Genomic DNA, 15,655 nt, shown 5'->3' on the forward strand with positions numbered 1-15,655 from the left:
GAAATTAAAAAAGTACTGTGACATATTTTCCTTAACATGTCGCAGTACTTTTTAATCGGTTTAGTTTTTTATTCTACCTTAAATTTTTCCAATGATTTTTGCAATTCATTAGCCTGTTCCGCCAGATTTCTCGCTCGCTTTGTAACTTCACCAATAATTGAGGTTGTTTCTTCACTTAGTGCGGCTACCTCTTCCGTTCCAGTAGCTGCTTTTTGTGAAATGAGGGTAACTTCGTTTATCTCGACACTAGCCGCCTGTGCTCCACTGTTTATTGACGTTGATTTTTCAGAAATAGCAGTTATTTTATTGTCTATATCAATAATCGCTGCTGAAATTGTGTCAAAAAATTCTATTACATTTTTTAAACTTTCAGCTTCAGCCTCTACGGCTTTGTTAGCAGTCTCAACATGTTCCGAAGTATTATCAACACCAAGTTTGACTTCATTTACTATCTCAATTATTTTTTCGCCAGATGTAGATACTCCCTCAGCCAATTTGCGAACCTCTTCCGCTACAACAGCAAACCCCTTACCATGTTCACCGGCTCTTGCCGCCTCTATCGCCGCATTTAAAGCCAAAAGGTTTGTTTGATCAGCAATATCTTGTATTACAAGTATTATTTCGCCTATTTCTTTTGATTTATCAGCTAATGACACAATTGAATCTGCTATCTGCCCATAAATCTTTTTATTAACTGATAATTTTTCACTTTGATCCTTTACCAATTTCGAGCCATCCTGAATAGAATTTCCAGCCTTGCTTGTCAGCTCTTTCGATATAGAAATATCATCATTCATAGCATTAAGACTTGTGACAATATCTTGAATCTTACTGTTGGTATTGGCGGTTGACTTAGCCTGCTGGTTGGCACCACTGGCTAAATCAGTTATAGTTGTAGCCGTTCGCTCAGAGGCTATATTTATTTCTTCCGTCGATGTTATCATTTTATCAGCTTCATCCGTAACATCTTTACTCAATATTTTAGTATTCACTACAAGCTCACGCACATTATGCACTACATACCCAAATGATTCAGCGATAATACCAAGCTCATCCTTATCTTCCAAATGAAGGTTTTGTGAAAAATCATAATGTGATAATTCATCTAAATATGTTAATATTTTTTTTAATGTTGCATTAAGAGGTTTAAGTATAAATAAGTATATCAATATTATAGCAACAGCTATAACACCTAATACCGATACAATAATTTTAATAGCTATAGCATTACGTATCTGATCTAAATTCCCAACATATATTCCTGTACCAATTACCCAGTTCCAAGGCTTAAATAACTTTACATACGAAAACTTAGGCTCCGGCTGAGTACTGCCAGGCTGCGGCCATTGATAACGAACAAGTCCCTCACCTTTTTCTCTTGCTACTTTGGCAAATTCAACAAAAACTGCTACTCCATTAGGATCCTTAATTCCCGTTAAGTCCTTGCCATCAAGAGTGGGATTAGTCGGATGCATGATCATCGTCGGTGTTAAATCATTTATCCAAAAATATTCCTGGCCGCCATAACGCAGGGCTTTTATTTCTTTTATGGCCAATTCCTGGGCCTTTTGGGGCGTGTAAATCCCTTGCTGTGATTCCTTGTAATAAAACTCTAAAATATCGTATGAAGTCTCGGTAAGGTTTTTCAGCTTTACTTCTGCGGATGATTCTAATGTGTCTCTAATCGTAGGCACGATATAAAAACCAACCAGACTTATAAAGCAAATACTCAAAAAGGCCATGACAAAAATTATTTTTGTCGCCAAGCGAAAGTTTTTAAAAATATTCATCTGCTGTTCCTTAATATATTAGTTTTATTCCTTTATCTAGCAATAATAACCTTGTACCAATTATTCAATATCTATTTAAGATATGCTCCATATTTTCTATCCTTTTCACAGATATGATTGATAATCCAATTCCTTAATACCCTCATCAGTTGAGTGGCATGTAATATTTTTTGTTGGTGCAGTTTTTTATATTCAGTAATCTTATGAGAAAATTCATCATGATCACGTTTATGTTCTTCGTAAAATGGATATTTTTTCCGCAGCATCAGCTGTTCCTCATTAGCAAAATGCTTTAGGATATGTTTAATGAGTTTTTCCAGTGTTTCAGACATCACCGCTTTGCTATTGCCATTTTTCATAGCCATATATAATTTATTAATAATTTCTATGAGTTCTTTATATTCATCATCAAATTGGCGGATTCCAACGCTAAAATTATCATTCCAGGTGATTATTGACATAGAACGCCCTCCGCCATTTCATTGTATTTGTACTATTATGAATACTTCGTTATTTTATCTTTAATTTCCTTTATAAATATATTTTTATTCTTAAGAGTCATTATTTCCCAAAATAAAAACACCTAGCAAAATGCCAAGTGTTTTTATTTTGAAATCGAATTTCTATAGTTTAATTTTAGATTCCGTTCCCGCCATAAGACGGTCTATATTGGCACGATGGCGATATACAACAAAGGCTGCTGCCAAAATACCAAATATAATATACTGCCAAGGTTTATCCCAATAATAGGCTTGCAGCGGAACCGATACAGCAGCTACCATTGATGCCAAAGAAACATAGCGAGTTATAACAACTATTAATAACCATAATATAAATACACAAATTGCTGCCTGCGGCATAAGTGTAGCAATTACGCCTAATCCAGTAGCAACACCTTTGCCGCCTTTAAACAGCAAAAACAAGGAGCAGGAATGTCCGACAATTGCCATTATCCCGCCTAATACCAGTAGAAAAGGCTCGGGATCCGGGCTCATAAAATAAGCCATACTTACCCCTAATACCCCTTTACAAAAATCAAGCCCGAAAATAATTAAGCCTGCCTTTTTTCCTAAGGTGCGCCAGGCATTAGTTGCCCCTATATTATGACTGCCATGCAGACGCAGATCAGTCTGCCAAAAACACTTTCCAATGATTAAACCGCTGGGAATTGAGCCAATAATATAACTAAATATTATAACCCCAAGATAACTCATTCGTCATCTTCCTTTCGTCCTTTCACAATTAAACGCAACGGTGTTCCTTCAAAACCAAAGCTTTCCCGTAATTTATTTTCGATAAAGCGGACATAGGAGAAATGCATTAATTCAGGATCATTTACAAAAATTATAAATTTAGGCGGATGTACATCAGCCTGTGTCATGAAGTATATTTTTAGTGGTTTACCTTTATGTGATGGTGGCGGATTAACTGATAACGCATCTCTTATAAGTTCATTTAATACGCTGGTTTTAATACGCATATTTTGCTGCTCCGCAACATATTTTACAAGCTCCGGTACACGATGGATACGCTGCTTAGTAAGTGCTGAGATATAAATTATTGGCGCATATTGTAAAAATCCTAATTCATCACGAATATCATCAGTAAATTTAAGCGGTGTCTTAGAATCCTTTTCTATTAAATCCCATTTATTGACAACTATGATACATCCTTTGCCTGATTCATGAGCATAGCCGGCAATCTTCTTATCCTGCTCGGTAACGCCGTCAGGTGCACTAATTACCATTAATACTACGTCACTGCGATCAACTGCCCGCAACGAACGAATTACACTGTATCTTTCGATCGGCTCATCAATTCTAGCCTTGCGGCGCATACCAGCCGTATCAATCAATGTATATTTTATATTATCTTTAGTAAAATGAGTATCAATAGCATCACGAGTAGTCCCCGGTATGTTGCTGACAATTACTCTGTCCTGTCCCAGCATTGCATTGACCAGTGATGATTTCCCTACATTTGGCCGACCGATTACAGCAATATGGATTTCATCAGGATCTTCTTCAATAGCTTCAACATCCTTAAATGATTCCACTACTCTGTCAAGCAAATCACCTAAATTTAACGCATTAGATGCGCCTATTGGAGTTGGATCACCAAGTCCAAGATTGTAAAATTCATATACATCCATTTCCTGCTTAGGCGTATCAATTTTATTTACGGCTAAAATAACCGGTTTTCTGGTATTTCTCAGAATACGGGCAATTTCATCATCGGTATTGGTTATACCAGCTCGTCCATCTGTTAAAAAGACAATAACATCTGCCTCCTCAATTGCCAGTTCAGCCTGGATACGCATTGAAGCCAGCAATGAGTCCTGTCCCTCCAACTCAATCCCGCCTGTATCTATCATTGTAAATTGATGGTTAAGCCATTCCGCATCCATATATATACGGTCACGTGTTACTCCTGGAAAATCCTCAACTATCGAAACACGTTTTTTCCCTATCTGATTAAATAGCGTGGATTTGCCCACATTAGGGCGTCCTACTATTGCTACGATTGGTTTACTCAAATCAAGCACCTGCCTTTAATATAATAACTTATTTTGTATAGCCCGCATTACTCTGCCATGTATATAAAGCTCGTTTACGCCTATCTTCCACTTCATGCCACTTTGTAAACAAATTATATACTGACCTGGCATCCGCTGCTACTTTTATTTTTTTTGTATAATTTTTTTGTAAATCTTCTAATGAATAATCATCAAGAAAAACATCCTCGCCATCTCTAAGAGCTGCTGCCGGAATAATCACTCCATCACAATTTCCCGTTTGGTTTTGGAGATTTTTTAAAATATCCTGTCCGGTTAATAACCCAGTCACAGTAATTTCACTGCCAAAGAAATCATTATTAACAGCTAATACCGTGATAGACAAATTGTCAATTAGCACTTTAGAAAATAAATCTGTGAATATCGGCGCTGCTGATTTACCACAAATTACTGTCAAATGTAATTTTTCACTATAGCCATTTTTCACATTACTGCTTTCCGACACAACTTGCTGCCATTCCTCAATGAAATTACGACTTAGGCCAATCCCATTATCAAGTTGGGGAAAGCCGTCATAATACTCACTTATCGGCAATGGTTGCTGCGCTGTAAGATAAAACTCGTCACTCAAATACACAAAGGTTACTTCTTTTTCCTGACGAAATCTTTCTTGGTACTGCTCAACCTGTTTTATCACGGCTAAAGCCTTTTCCTTATCAAACATTTTTAAGGGAAAGCAATTATCACGAAATCTTGTTAAGCCTACCGGTACAATAGCAATACTTAACGTTCCTGCACGTTTTGCTAAATCATCAATAGTTTTTGTCAGTTCTGCTCCATCATTAAGTCCCGGACATAATACTATCTGTGTGTGGTATTGTATATCCATAGCATCAATAATATCAAGCTGCGTATTCACTTCAGCCGCCCGCTTGCTGTTCATTAGCTGGCAGCGAAGTTCCGGATTAGTCGTATGAATAGACAAATATAATGGGGATAAATGAAGTTTTTCTATACGAGTAAAGTCATTACGGCTCATATTCGTCATTGTTACAAAATTACCGTATAAAAACGACATACGATAATCATCATCTTTTACTGATAAGCTTGCCCGCATTCCCGGTGCTATTTGATCAACAAAACAAAAACAGCATTTATTGCCGCAGCGCCTGATTCCGTCAAATACCGCTGTTTCAAATTCTACGCCTAGTTCTTCATCATAATCTTTGTCAAATTCTATTATTTCCTGACTGCCGTCGGCATGCTCAATCAGTAGTTCTATTTCCTCTTCGGCAAAAGCAAAACTTAAATCTATTATATCGGTTAAATTCTGCCCGTTAATTGCCATTACAGCATCTCCCGGCACTAAACCTATCTCTTCAGCTAAGCTTCCTTCATTTATTTTAGTTATTTTACCTTTGTGTGACATCATCTGACTCCCTTAAAGATACTACAGCAACATTACTATATTTATCTATTTTACCATAAAGTACTTTTCCAGTACACAGTTATGGATAGACTTTACGGCTGGAATTATTTTTTCTATACAAATTCCCTAAATCATTAAACTTATAATTAACGACCAAAAAGGAGCAATGTCAAATGGCATCACTCCTTTTTATCATAAAACATTTTAATTTTTATAATACTACAGATAAATACATTTTAAAATTTCGGCTATATTTTTTCGAAGCATTGCACATGAATTATTCTACAATATTATCTGCTATTGTAGCAGGTTTTTCATCTGCTGCCTGTTTTTCCTGATACTCTTCAAACTCAGCTTTATCCGCATCCTGTTTTACACGAATTACGCTAAGTGCAATTCTTTTATGTTCTTTATCAATATGGATAATTTTTACTTTTATTTCTTCGCCAACTTTTACTACTTCATCAGCTTTGGTAATATGTTTTTCCGACAGTTCACGCATACGAATCAAACCATCGAGACCATCTTCCAGCTGCATAAATGCGCCGAAATCAGTTAATTTTACAACTTTACCCACTACCTGGCTGCCCACTGCATATTTATCTATTTTAGCAAACCACGGATCCTGTACAGTGTCTTTAATACTCAAGGAAATTCGTTTAGTTTCCGGATCATAGGATTTAACTAAAACTTCCACTTCTTCACCAACACTGATGATATCAGATGGATGTTTTACATGTTCCCACGATAAATCAGAAATATGCACTAAACCATCCATGCCGCCAAGATCAATAAAGGCACCATAATCAACAACGCGTTTTACCTGACCTTTAACAATCTTTCCTTCTTCTAATGTTTCTAAAAGTTCAGCTTGTTTTTCAGCCCGTTTTGCTTCCAATAATACACGATGTGAGAAAATGAGGCGCTGTTTTTTGCTGTCAAGTTCAATTATACGCGCATCTAATTCCTTACCAACATAGCTGGAAAGATCACGAATGAAATGAAGTTCAATTTGTGAAGCTGGCAGAAAACCTCTTAAGCCAACAAATGAAACTAAAAGACCGCCTTTTATTAATTTAGTAACCTTAATAGTTACAGTTTTCTTTTCATCAAATACTTTTTGTGCTTCTACCCATGCAGTCATTTCATCAGCACGACGTTTTGATAAAACCATGCCATTTTCGCCGCCAATATATACGATGTATACATCAATAACGTCACCGACACTTACAACGTCAGCTGCATTTTCTGGTGCAGGAAATGCTAATTCTCTAGTAGAAATTGGAATTTCCTGTTTATAACCGATATCCACATAAGCAGTATCACGGTCCACCTGTATTACTGTTCCCTGTATTATTTCATTTTCGACAAAGTCCTTCATTATTCCCTGGTCTAATAAACTTTGCATATCTTGTTCATGTTCTTGCACTTTGTATATACCTCCCTGATGAGCCAGTCAGGCGTCGAAGCCCCTGCCGTCACACCAATTTTTTCTATATTATGGAACCAGTTAGCATCCAATTCATCAGCTGTTTCAATATGATAGGTCAAACACTGCTTAGAACACAAATCGGCCAGCCGTGTAGTATTAGCACTATTTTTGCCGCCGATAACCAGCATCATATCTACCTCAGAGGCTAAATCAGCAGCAGCCTGTTGCCGTTGTTCAGTGGCATTGCATATAGTACGCAATACTTTTATATTATTAGATTTATCAATTAAGATTTCTACTAACTGCTTAAATTTTATTCGCGAAAAAGTTGTTTGAGCCACTACTCCTAATTTAGGAACATATTTTATCTGTCTGGCCTGCTCTTCATCTTCAACTACAATCGCATTTTCTCCTGCCCATTCAAAAATACTCTTTACTTCCGGATGCTTCTTTTCACCGATGATTATCACTACATAACCTTCAGCTGCCAAATTCTTGGCTGACATCTGGGCTTTTTTGACATGTGGACAGGTAGCATCAAGAACAGTAAGACCTTTAGCTTCAGCTTTTTTATAAATATTGGGGCCAACACCATGCGAACGAATAATAACAGTACCCTTATTAATCTCATCAAGAGTATCTATCATTTTTATCCCTTCAGCATCGAGCTGCGCAACCATTTGCGGATTATGGATTATCGGGCCCAGGGTAGCTACAAAACTATCCTTACCAGCCTGCTCGCGGGCAAGCTTTATGGCTCTTTTCACACCATAACAAAACCCTAAATATTCTGCTAATATTACATTCATCTTATCACCATCATTATCGCTATCTTTTCTAGTATAACATAAATTTTTCCCTATGTCTTGTCAGAATTTATCAAATTCTGAATTTGTTGCATAATTTTGTCAGTAAACTCCTGCAATTGGGCTTTATCAACTTTATCACCGGTATAATACAGTGGCTGACCATAAATCACTTTTATTACAGGAAAAAAACTTCCCAGCTTAAATATTTTATTTGTATTAATCACCGCTGTTGGAATTACCGGCACCTGTGTCTTTGCAGCAATTAAGGCTACCCCAGTAGCTGCCTGCTGCATTTTTCCATCCTTACTGCGATGGCCTTCAGGAAAAACGCCCATGCACTCACCGCCCTTTAAACGGTTAATAGCAGTCTTTATTGCCGTTTTATCAAAAGCTCCCCGGCGCACTGGAAAAGAATATAAATTCTTTAAAGCCATCCCTAAAACAGGCACATTAAATAATTCCTGTTTTGCCATATAACCAACCGGCCGTTTTAAAAAACAGCTTATAAGCATTGGATCCCAATTGCTTAAATGATTAGCTGCTATTATAAGTCCACCATCATACGGCACCTCTTGTGCATTATAGGATTTAGCGGAAAAAAACACTTTATATATTATATAGAAAAACCTATGTAAGAATCTATAGCCAAAATTCAATCTTATTTCCCCTATCTGCCAGCTGCTGATTAAGTATTATCATAATAATAACACTTAATTCTTTGCCATTGATAATATTTTCTGCACAACTTCATCTATATTCATAGCTGTAGTATCAAGCAGTACAGCATCTTTGGTCTGTACCAGCGGCGATATTTTTCGCTGCATATCGGCCCTATCACGTGCTGCAATATCAGTTTTCAATTCATTTAAAGCGACAGCATAACCTTTATTTTTCATTTCCTTGAAACGACGCTGGGCACGTTCTTCCACCGATGCTGTCAAAAATATTTTCAAATCAGCATTAGGCAAAACATTGCTGGCGATATCACGCCCATCCATCACCACTGCACCATCTTTTGCCATTTTACGCTGTAAGTCAACCAGTTTCTCTCGTACCTGTCCGATACTGGCCACCTGTGACACCAGTTTATTGACTGCTGGTATTTTTAACTGATCTGTAATGTCCTGCCCGTTTACTTCGACCTTAGTTTTTTCTTCAATATATGATAGCCTGACATCTATATCGTTAATTGATGCTGTAATAAACTCATTTGTTACATTTTCGGCTGTTGTTTCCTGCAATATTTTCCAAGCTACAGCCCGATACATTGCACCAGTGTCAATATATACATACTTTAATTGTGCCGCTACCAGCTGTGCAACTGTGCTTTTGCCTGCACCGGCAGGTCCATCAATAGCAATTACTTTTTTCATAAATTGATATTCACCCAAAATTTATTTTTTTAAATTATCTAATGTAGCATAAAATTCCGGATAAGAAATATTAACACATTGTGCCTGCTTAATATTTATTCCGGCACCAGCAGCACCAGCTACTGCCAACGACATGGCGATTCTATGATCGTCACAGGAATCACAGCTGGCATTTTTAAAGGTATTATTGCCGGTAATAATAAGACCATCTTCTTTTTCAACTATCCCCGCAGTAAATTTACTAAATTCATTATAAATTACCTTTAAGCGATCACTTTCCTTAACACGCAGTTCCTGTGCTCCGCTTATTGTAGTAACACCATCTGCTACTGCCGCAGCAACAGCAATTACTGGAATTTCATCAACAAGACGCGGTATTATCTCTGCCTCTATCTGTGTTCCGTGCAGCTTAGCATAACGAACATGTAAATCAGCAACTGGTTCCCCACTGGCTGTACGTTCATTTACAAGCCCGATATCTGCCCCCATATCTTTAAGCACATCAATTATTCCGGTGCGTGTAGGATTCATACCTACATTTTTTATAAAAATATCACTGTCTTTTATAATTGATGCTGCTACCAGCCAATATGCTGCTGAACTTATATCGCCTGGTATTTCTATAGAGTCAGGCGCTGTCAGCTTTTCTGCTGGCCGTATTTTTATAATATTATCAAGTACTTCAATATCCGCACCAAAAGCCTTTAACATTCTTTCTGTATGGTCACGTGATGGATAAGTTTCGATAATGGTTGTCGTATCTTTAGCGAATAAGCCTGCCAATAAAACTGCTGATTTAACCTGAGCGCTGGCCATAGGCATTTTATAAGTTATTGCTTGTAAATCATCGCTTTGTGGCACAATAGTTATTGGCAGCAATGTATTTTTATTTCTGCCGACAATCTGCGCTCCCATTTGCATAAGCGGCAAAATGACCCGTCCCATAGGGCGGCGGCTTAAAGAATCATCCCCACAAAATGTCGTTACGAATTTCTGTCCAGCTAATATTCCCATCATCAACCGCAAAGTAGTCCCTGAGTTACCAGCATCAATAATTTTCTGTGGTTCTTTTAAACCATGCAGTCCGTTACCGCAAACAACAATATCTGTGCCATTGTCCTTTATATCAATTCCCAAAGACTGCATACATTTCACGGTAGACATACAATCCTGTGCCCGCAAAAAATTAACAATACGAACAGGCGTATTGCATAGTCCAGCAAACATAACACTGCGGTGTGATATTGATTTATCGCCAGGAATTGTCACTTCACCATGTAGTCCCGTATTTACTGCTTCAATTATCTTATCTGCCATTTATTCGTCCCCTTCAAGATTATAAGCCAATTCCCGTCATTTATGTGCATATTTTATAATCATATATTTATATTTCTAGTACTTGATATTAATTCTATTAATTGTAATTTTTTCCTGCAAATATTAGGATTATATTTACTTTCTTTTATTATTCCTGTGTTACCGCCATTGCTGCTACATATCCCATAGAAAATGCTGCCTGTAGATTAAAGCCGCCTGTATATCCATCAACATCAATAATTTCTCCCGCAAAATACAGATTGTCGATTAATTTAGACTGCATTGTCTTAGGATTTAATTCCTTAACATTCACACCACCACAAGTGACAATAGCTTCAGCCAATGGTCGTGTTTTCGTTACGTCTACAGGTAAATTGCGCAATATTTCCACAAGCTGCATACGCTCTTTTTTTGTAAAATCATTAACCTGTTTATTTCCGTCAATATAGGCTAAATCAAGAATTATTGGTATCATTTTATGCGGCAGCAAATCCACCATAGCATTTTTTATCTGCTTTTTTGTATATTTAATGAAGTCCCGCTGTATTCTTGCATCAATTTGTTCCGGCGTAAGTGCTGGTTTTAAATTAATTGACAAATATACATCTTTATTTTTTTTCAAGGCCATAGCAATCTTCCGACTGACAGATAATATCAGCGGCCCGGTTACACCAAAATGGGTAAACATCATTTCACCAAATACATCCTCGGATTTTTTATTGTCAATAAAGACCGTAAGCCTTACATTGCGCAAGGATAACCCCTGTAAAGTCTTTACCCAAGGGATGTCACTTTCTAATGGAACAAGTGACGGCGTTAAATCTTTTATTGTATGCCCGGCTTGCTGGGCCAATACAAAACCTGAGCCGTCGGAACCCGTTAGTGGATAGCTGGCCCCACCAGCCGTCATTATAACAGCATCTGCCTGTAAAATTTCATTATGAATGGTCTGAATGCCTGTAAGCTTCGCATCTTTTATAATGAGCTTTGTTACTTTGGTATTTAATCTTAAATTTACATCTAACTCATAAAGCTTTTCTTTTAATCTATCGACTACATCAACAGCACTATCACTTTGTGGAAATACACGTCCACCACGCTCTACCTTAGTTGGTACACCAATATTATTAAAAAGCTCTACTGTTTCTTCATTGAAGAAACTATCAAAAGCACTATATAAAAATTTACCATTACCTGGTATATTTTTTATAAAAGTATTTTTATCAGCTGTATTGGTTATATTACAGCGGCCCTTCCCCGTAATCATCAATTTCCTGCCGATACGGTCTTTTTGCTCAAGCAGCGTAACCTTTGCTCCATTTTGTGCAGCTGTGATGGCAGCAATAAGTCCCGCAGCACCTGCACCAACTATTATTATATTTTTCATAATTAATTATCTGCCAAATAAACCGACAGACGTTCCAATTCCTCCTGGGTTAACATACGATATTTGCCTCGTTTTAAATCATGCAGTGTCAGACCGGCAAAACTAACACGTTTAAGCGCTAAAACATCATGACCGATTGCTTCAAACATACGTCTTACCTGACGATTACGGCCTTCATGAATTGTTATAGAAATCTTTGCCTGATTAAATTCATCGTCATACGATAATTTTTCTACAACAGCCGGTGCTGTCATTCCTTCAGATAATTGTATACCCTGGCGCAGTGCACACAATTCATCATTGGACAATTTACCGGCAACACGTGCAATATAAGTTTTTTCCACCTTAAATTTAGGGTGAAGTACATTTTGCATTAATGTACCGTCATTTGTCATCAACAATAGACCTTCAGTATTGTTATCAAGCCGTCCGATAGGAAAAATACGCTGTCCAATATCCGTAACCAAAGCCATTATTGTTTTTCGATTCTGTTCATCTTTTACCGTCGAAATATAACCTTTAGGCTTATTCAGCATAATATATATTTTTTCATCGCATTTTTTTATTATTTTGCCATCATACTTTACAACATCACTAACAGGATTTATTTTAATTCCCTGCGTCGTTATTACATCATCATTTACACTTATTCTGCCATCAGCAATAAGTTTTTCTGCTGCCCGCCGTGATGCAATACCGCAATCTGCAATAAACTTTTGTAATCGTTCCAAAATTATCCTCCGCCCAGTTTAATATAATATTATTTATTCTAACTTATATAGACAAAACTGACAAGCACAATTATTATTTTTAACAAAAAAGCCATCGTCGCAGATAATATCTCTGTACAATGGCTGTATTTTTTATTTGCTTTTTTTATCATTTTTATACATCTTGGCTATCATGTCAATCGCCCCGCGCCCTACTGACAACTGACGGCTTATTTCTTCTGCCGTCATATTTTTATCTAAAAGAGCATAAACACTTTGTGCCATTTGCGATAAATCATGTCTGTCTTTATTATTTTTTATCACTGCCGATTTATCCTTTGTCATTTCAGGTCGATTTTTCTTAACTGCTGTCTTATTTTCCAAAAGCTCTGAATACAACATAGCCTCATCATTGGGAGCTACTATATCTATTGAGCCGCCATATTCATTTTTTTCAGCAGCTGCCAAAACTTTATCAAAATTTTTAGCCTTAATATTTGATGCTTCTTGCGGCATAGTTAATGTTTTTTTGTTTTCATATTCTGCCAATAACGCACTATAAATTTTTAGATTTTCTAATTTTTTATCAGCTGTAGCAATAACCATTTCCAGTTCATCAATTTTTTGATCAATTCGCTGTAGTATTTCATTGCCTGTGACTTCTAATTCTCTTTTGAAATGATTAGCTGCTGTTCCTGTCTGCACATTATCATCAGGTACAATATTCGCACTATTATGACGTATTATCAGCACCAATACTATTCCAATTATGATAATTATGCCCAATATCTCCGTAAACATTATCCACCTCTATATTTAACCTGTGCTTTAATTCTGTTCATTTATTAAAGCACTCTGTTCTTACAACTTTATATCTATATTATGTCCACGGATAGCATCAGTTAATTTCTCTTCTTCCTCTTCGTCAGCATCAGATTTTGCATTTCTTTCATGTGAAGAATTCCCCTGCATATTTTGCTGTTTTTCTTCATCATTACGAATTTTGCCTTCTTCTATATCATCTTTGGTCTGCACCTGCAACTGTTTTTCATCGGCTTCTTCCTGCAGTTTTTCTGCCCCAAAATTTTGGGCTGCGTTTATTTGCTGATTCATTTGATTTTGCATTTTACCAACCTCAGAACTATTAGGCAGCATCGCATGTAAATTAGCTATAGGATCCACTGACATTGCTTTATCCTCCATTAAAATTTAATATGGTCCATTTTTTACACAGCCATTTTCTCTATCAGCAGAAAATGTACAATGCTGTGCTTCTATTTGAACCGCATACAGTAGCGATGATATTACTAATTTTACCCCAGGATAAATTTTATCGGCAACTTTAATTTTGGCATTTTCCATATTTTTTAATTGTTCACCAATACTTTTTAATTCATTTTCATTTCTTTCTATTTCGCCAGCCAAAGGAAACTGCATTCTTTTCATTTCGGCAAATTTCATTTTTTGATCCAAGGTCAGCCTATCCATTTTGGCCTCGAATACGACTAGAGTGCTTTTTATTGTCTTTAATTTCTTTTTGGCAGCCTCAATCTTACCAGCTAATGTTTTATATTTTTTACTAATTATGGGATTAATACCGACTTCCACTCGAGTGGCAACATTTATTGCATTACCAATAAGTTTCGCATCAATCAGCATTCCCGCTACAACATATCCCCCAACAATTTGTCCTCTTTTTTCATTGACATTAATCCGCCTTCCAGCATTTATTACCGAATGCAGTGCAACATCTGATATAAATATATCACGTTCGGCTGTTATATCGGCATTTTCTACAAAAGTAGTGCGTATATCTTCCCGAGCATAAACCTTGCCATGACGCATTCCTAAAATCCCGCCATTTATATAGACATTACGTGCTTCTACGACGCCACCAGTGATAGTTCCGCCTACTTCAACATCCCCTTGTGCCTTAACTGTAAAACCTTCCTGCACATTCCCTCTAATAAAAACACTGCCGTTAAAATCTATATTTCCCGTTGCATAATCCACATCACTATTTATGTCAATCCGCGGATCAACTGATATTTTGTTATTTTCATCAATAGCCTGACCATCGAGCATTGCTATAAGTGTATTATCATTTAATATATCGGTATTTTTCCCCTTCAAAAGAGGTATTGGCTTACCAGGGCGACAGGCTATTTCCTGTCCCATTATATTCATTCCCACTTCACCTTTGGTCTGAAGTATACGTTCAGCTAATATATCGCCCTTGGAAACCAACACGAACAAATTAAGATCCTTATAATCAACTTTTCCATATTGTTGTTCGCTTGGACGTCCCTTTTTGGAAAAATCAATATATTTTTTTATATAAGCATTTTCACCATTAATTGGCTGTCTGCCCTGAGCAATAACAATACGCTGATTGGGATATTTAAGATATTCTTCAATTGCTTTTTCATTTATCCCGTACGATATATTCATATCTGCCAGCTGTTTCATTATATAAGCCTTATCAAAATTAAACAACTCTTCCGGCCCTTCAAAATATATAACAGCTTTCATTTTATCTTTACTGACTTCGATAATAGGTACATACGATTTTTCTTCCGCCTCTTCACCAACGGTCATACCGGCTCCACTTATTTGCTGACGCGTACCATCATGCAGCTCTATTATTTTTAATAAATCTGCTATCTTGTATTTTTGAATATTATGTTTTTTTAAAATTGCACATAATAATGTGACATCTGTAAAAGTACTCTGATTTGTCTCCTGTGGATATACTGTCAAAAAAACAGCTTCATCCTGAAACTCCAGCAAATACCCTTCAGCTCTACTTCCTATGGCGGTATCTGACATATAAAATCCTCCCCGTCAGGACGTCTAGAATCCTAATTACTGATACATAATTAAGTAGTCCTAA

At 36.8% G+C, this 15,655-nt stretch carries 15 protein-coding genes; all 15 read right to left on the bottom strand.

Annotation, left to right across the window (positions count from 1 at the left end):
* Positions 1–68: 68 nt before the first annotated feature.
* Positions 69–1,790 (bottom strand): methyl-accepting chemotaxis protein, encoded by a 1,722-nt coding sequence (locus tag HNR32_RS08250; RefSeq protein WP_183861554.1) that lies wholly within the window; start codon positions 1,788–1,790, stop codon positions 69–71.
* A 71-nt stretch (positions 1,791–1,861) separates the two neighbouring features.
* The gene (locus tag HNR32_RS08255) at positions 1,862–2,251 is read right to left on the bottom strand and encodes a bacteriohemerythrin (protein WP_183861556.1); all 390 of its coding nucleotides are present in this window, start codon (positions 2,249–2,251) and stop codon (positions 1,862–1,864) included.
* 162 nt (positions 2,252–2,413) lie between these two features.
* Positions 2,414–3,004, bottom strand: coding sequence for a glycerol-3-phosphate 1-O-acyltransferase PlsY (plsY, locus tag HNR32_RS08260; protein WP_183861558.1), 591 nt, complete (start codon positions 3,002–3,004; stop codon positions 2,414–2,416).
* Positions 3,001–4,326: a ribosome biogenesis GTPase Der gene (gene der, locus HNR32_RS08265; protein WP_183861560.1), complete on the bottom strand. Its 1,326-nt coding sequence runs from the start codon at positions 4,324–4,326 to the stop codon at positions 3,001–3,003. Before der ends, plsY begins: the two co-directional genes overlap by 4 nt.
* 28 nt (positions 4,327–4,354) lie before the next feature.
* On the bottom strand, positions 4,355–5,734 hold the full coding sequence (locus tag HNR32_RS08270) for a DUF512 domain-containing protein (protein WP_183861562.1): 1,380 nt from the start codon (positions 5,732–5,734) through the stop codon (positions 4,355–4,357).
* Between the two features lie 277 nt (positions 5,735–6,011).
* A complete protein-coding gene (gene rpsA / locus HNR32_RS08275; protein WP_183861653.1) occupies positions 6,012–7,142 on the bottom strand; it encodes a 30S ribosomal protein S1 in 1,131 nt (376 codons plus the stop codon).
* Positions 7,127–7,975, bottom strand: a complete 849-nt coding sequence (ispH, locus tag HNR32_RS08280) for a 4-hydroxy-3-methylbut-2-enyl diphosphate reductase (protein ID WP_183861564.1) — start codon at positions 7,973–7,975, stop codon at positions 7,127–7,129. Before ispH ends, rpsA begins: the two co-directional genes overlap by 16 nt.
* Before the next feature lie 50 nt (positions 7,976–8,025).
* Entirely contained in the window at positions 8,026–8,631 is a 606-nt protein-coding gene (locus tag HNR32_RS08285; protein WP_183861566.1) for a lysophospholipid acyltransferase family protein, read from the bottom strand.
* A gap of 54 nt (positions 8,632–8,685) precedes the next feature.
* Positions 8,686–9,348, bottom strand: a complete 663-nt coding sequence (gene cmk, locus HNR32_RS08290; protein WP_183861568.1) for a (d)CMP kinase — start codon at positions 9,346–9,348, stop codon at positions 8,686–8,688.
* Positions 9,349–9,369: 21 nt separating this feature from the next.
* Complete coding sequence (aroA, locus tag HNR32_RS08295; protein ID WP_183861570.1) at positions 9,370–10,665, bottom strand: 3-phosphoshikimate 1-carboxyvinyltransferase; 1,296 nt, start codon at positions 10,663–10,665, stop codon at positions 9,370–9,372.
* Between the two features lie 148 nt (positions 10,666–10,813).
* The gene (locus HNR32_RS08300) at positions 10,814–12,052 is read right to left on the bottom strand and encodes a BaiN/RdsA family NAD(P)/FAD-dependent oxidoreductase (RefSeq protein ID WP_183861572.1); all 1,239 of its coding nucleotides are present in this window, start codon (positions 12,050–12,052) and stop codon (positions 10,814–10,816) included.
* Positions 12,053–12,054: 2 nt separating this feature from the next.
* On the bottom strand, positions 12,055–12,786 hold the full coding sequence (locus HNR32_RS08305) for a pseudouridine synthase (protein ID WP_183861656.1): 732 nt from the start codon (positions 12,784–12,786) through the stop codon (positions 12,055–12,057).
* A gap of 129 nt (positions 12,787–12,915) precedes the next feature.
* Positions 12,916–13,563 carry a hypothetical protein gene (locus HNR32_RS08310; protein WP_183861574.1) on the bottom strand — a complete coding sequence of 216 codons (648 nt, stop codon included), beginning with the start codon at positions 13,561–13,563 and terminating at the stop codon, positions 12,916–12,918.
* Between the two features lie 60 nt (positions 13,564–13,623).
* Positions 13,624–13,950, bottom strand: coding sequence for a hypothetical protein (locus HNR32_RS08315; protein ID WP_183861576.1), 327 nt, complete (start codon positions 13,948–13,950; stop codon positions 13,624–13,626).
* A 21-nt stretch (positions 13,951–13,971) separates the two neighbouring features.
* Complete coding sequence (locus HNR32_RS08320; protein ID WP_183861578.1) at positions 13,972–15,591, bottom strand: flagellar assembly protein A; 1,620 nt, start codon at positions 15,589–15,591, stop codon at positions 13,972–13,974.
* Between the last annotated feature and the right edge of the window lie 64 nt (positions 15,592–15,655).

The sequence above is a fragment of the Pectinatus brassicae genome (assembly GCF_014201835.1).
GTDB lineage: Bacteria > Bacillota > Negativicutes > Selenomonadales > Selenomonadaceae > Pectinatus > Pectinatus brassicae.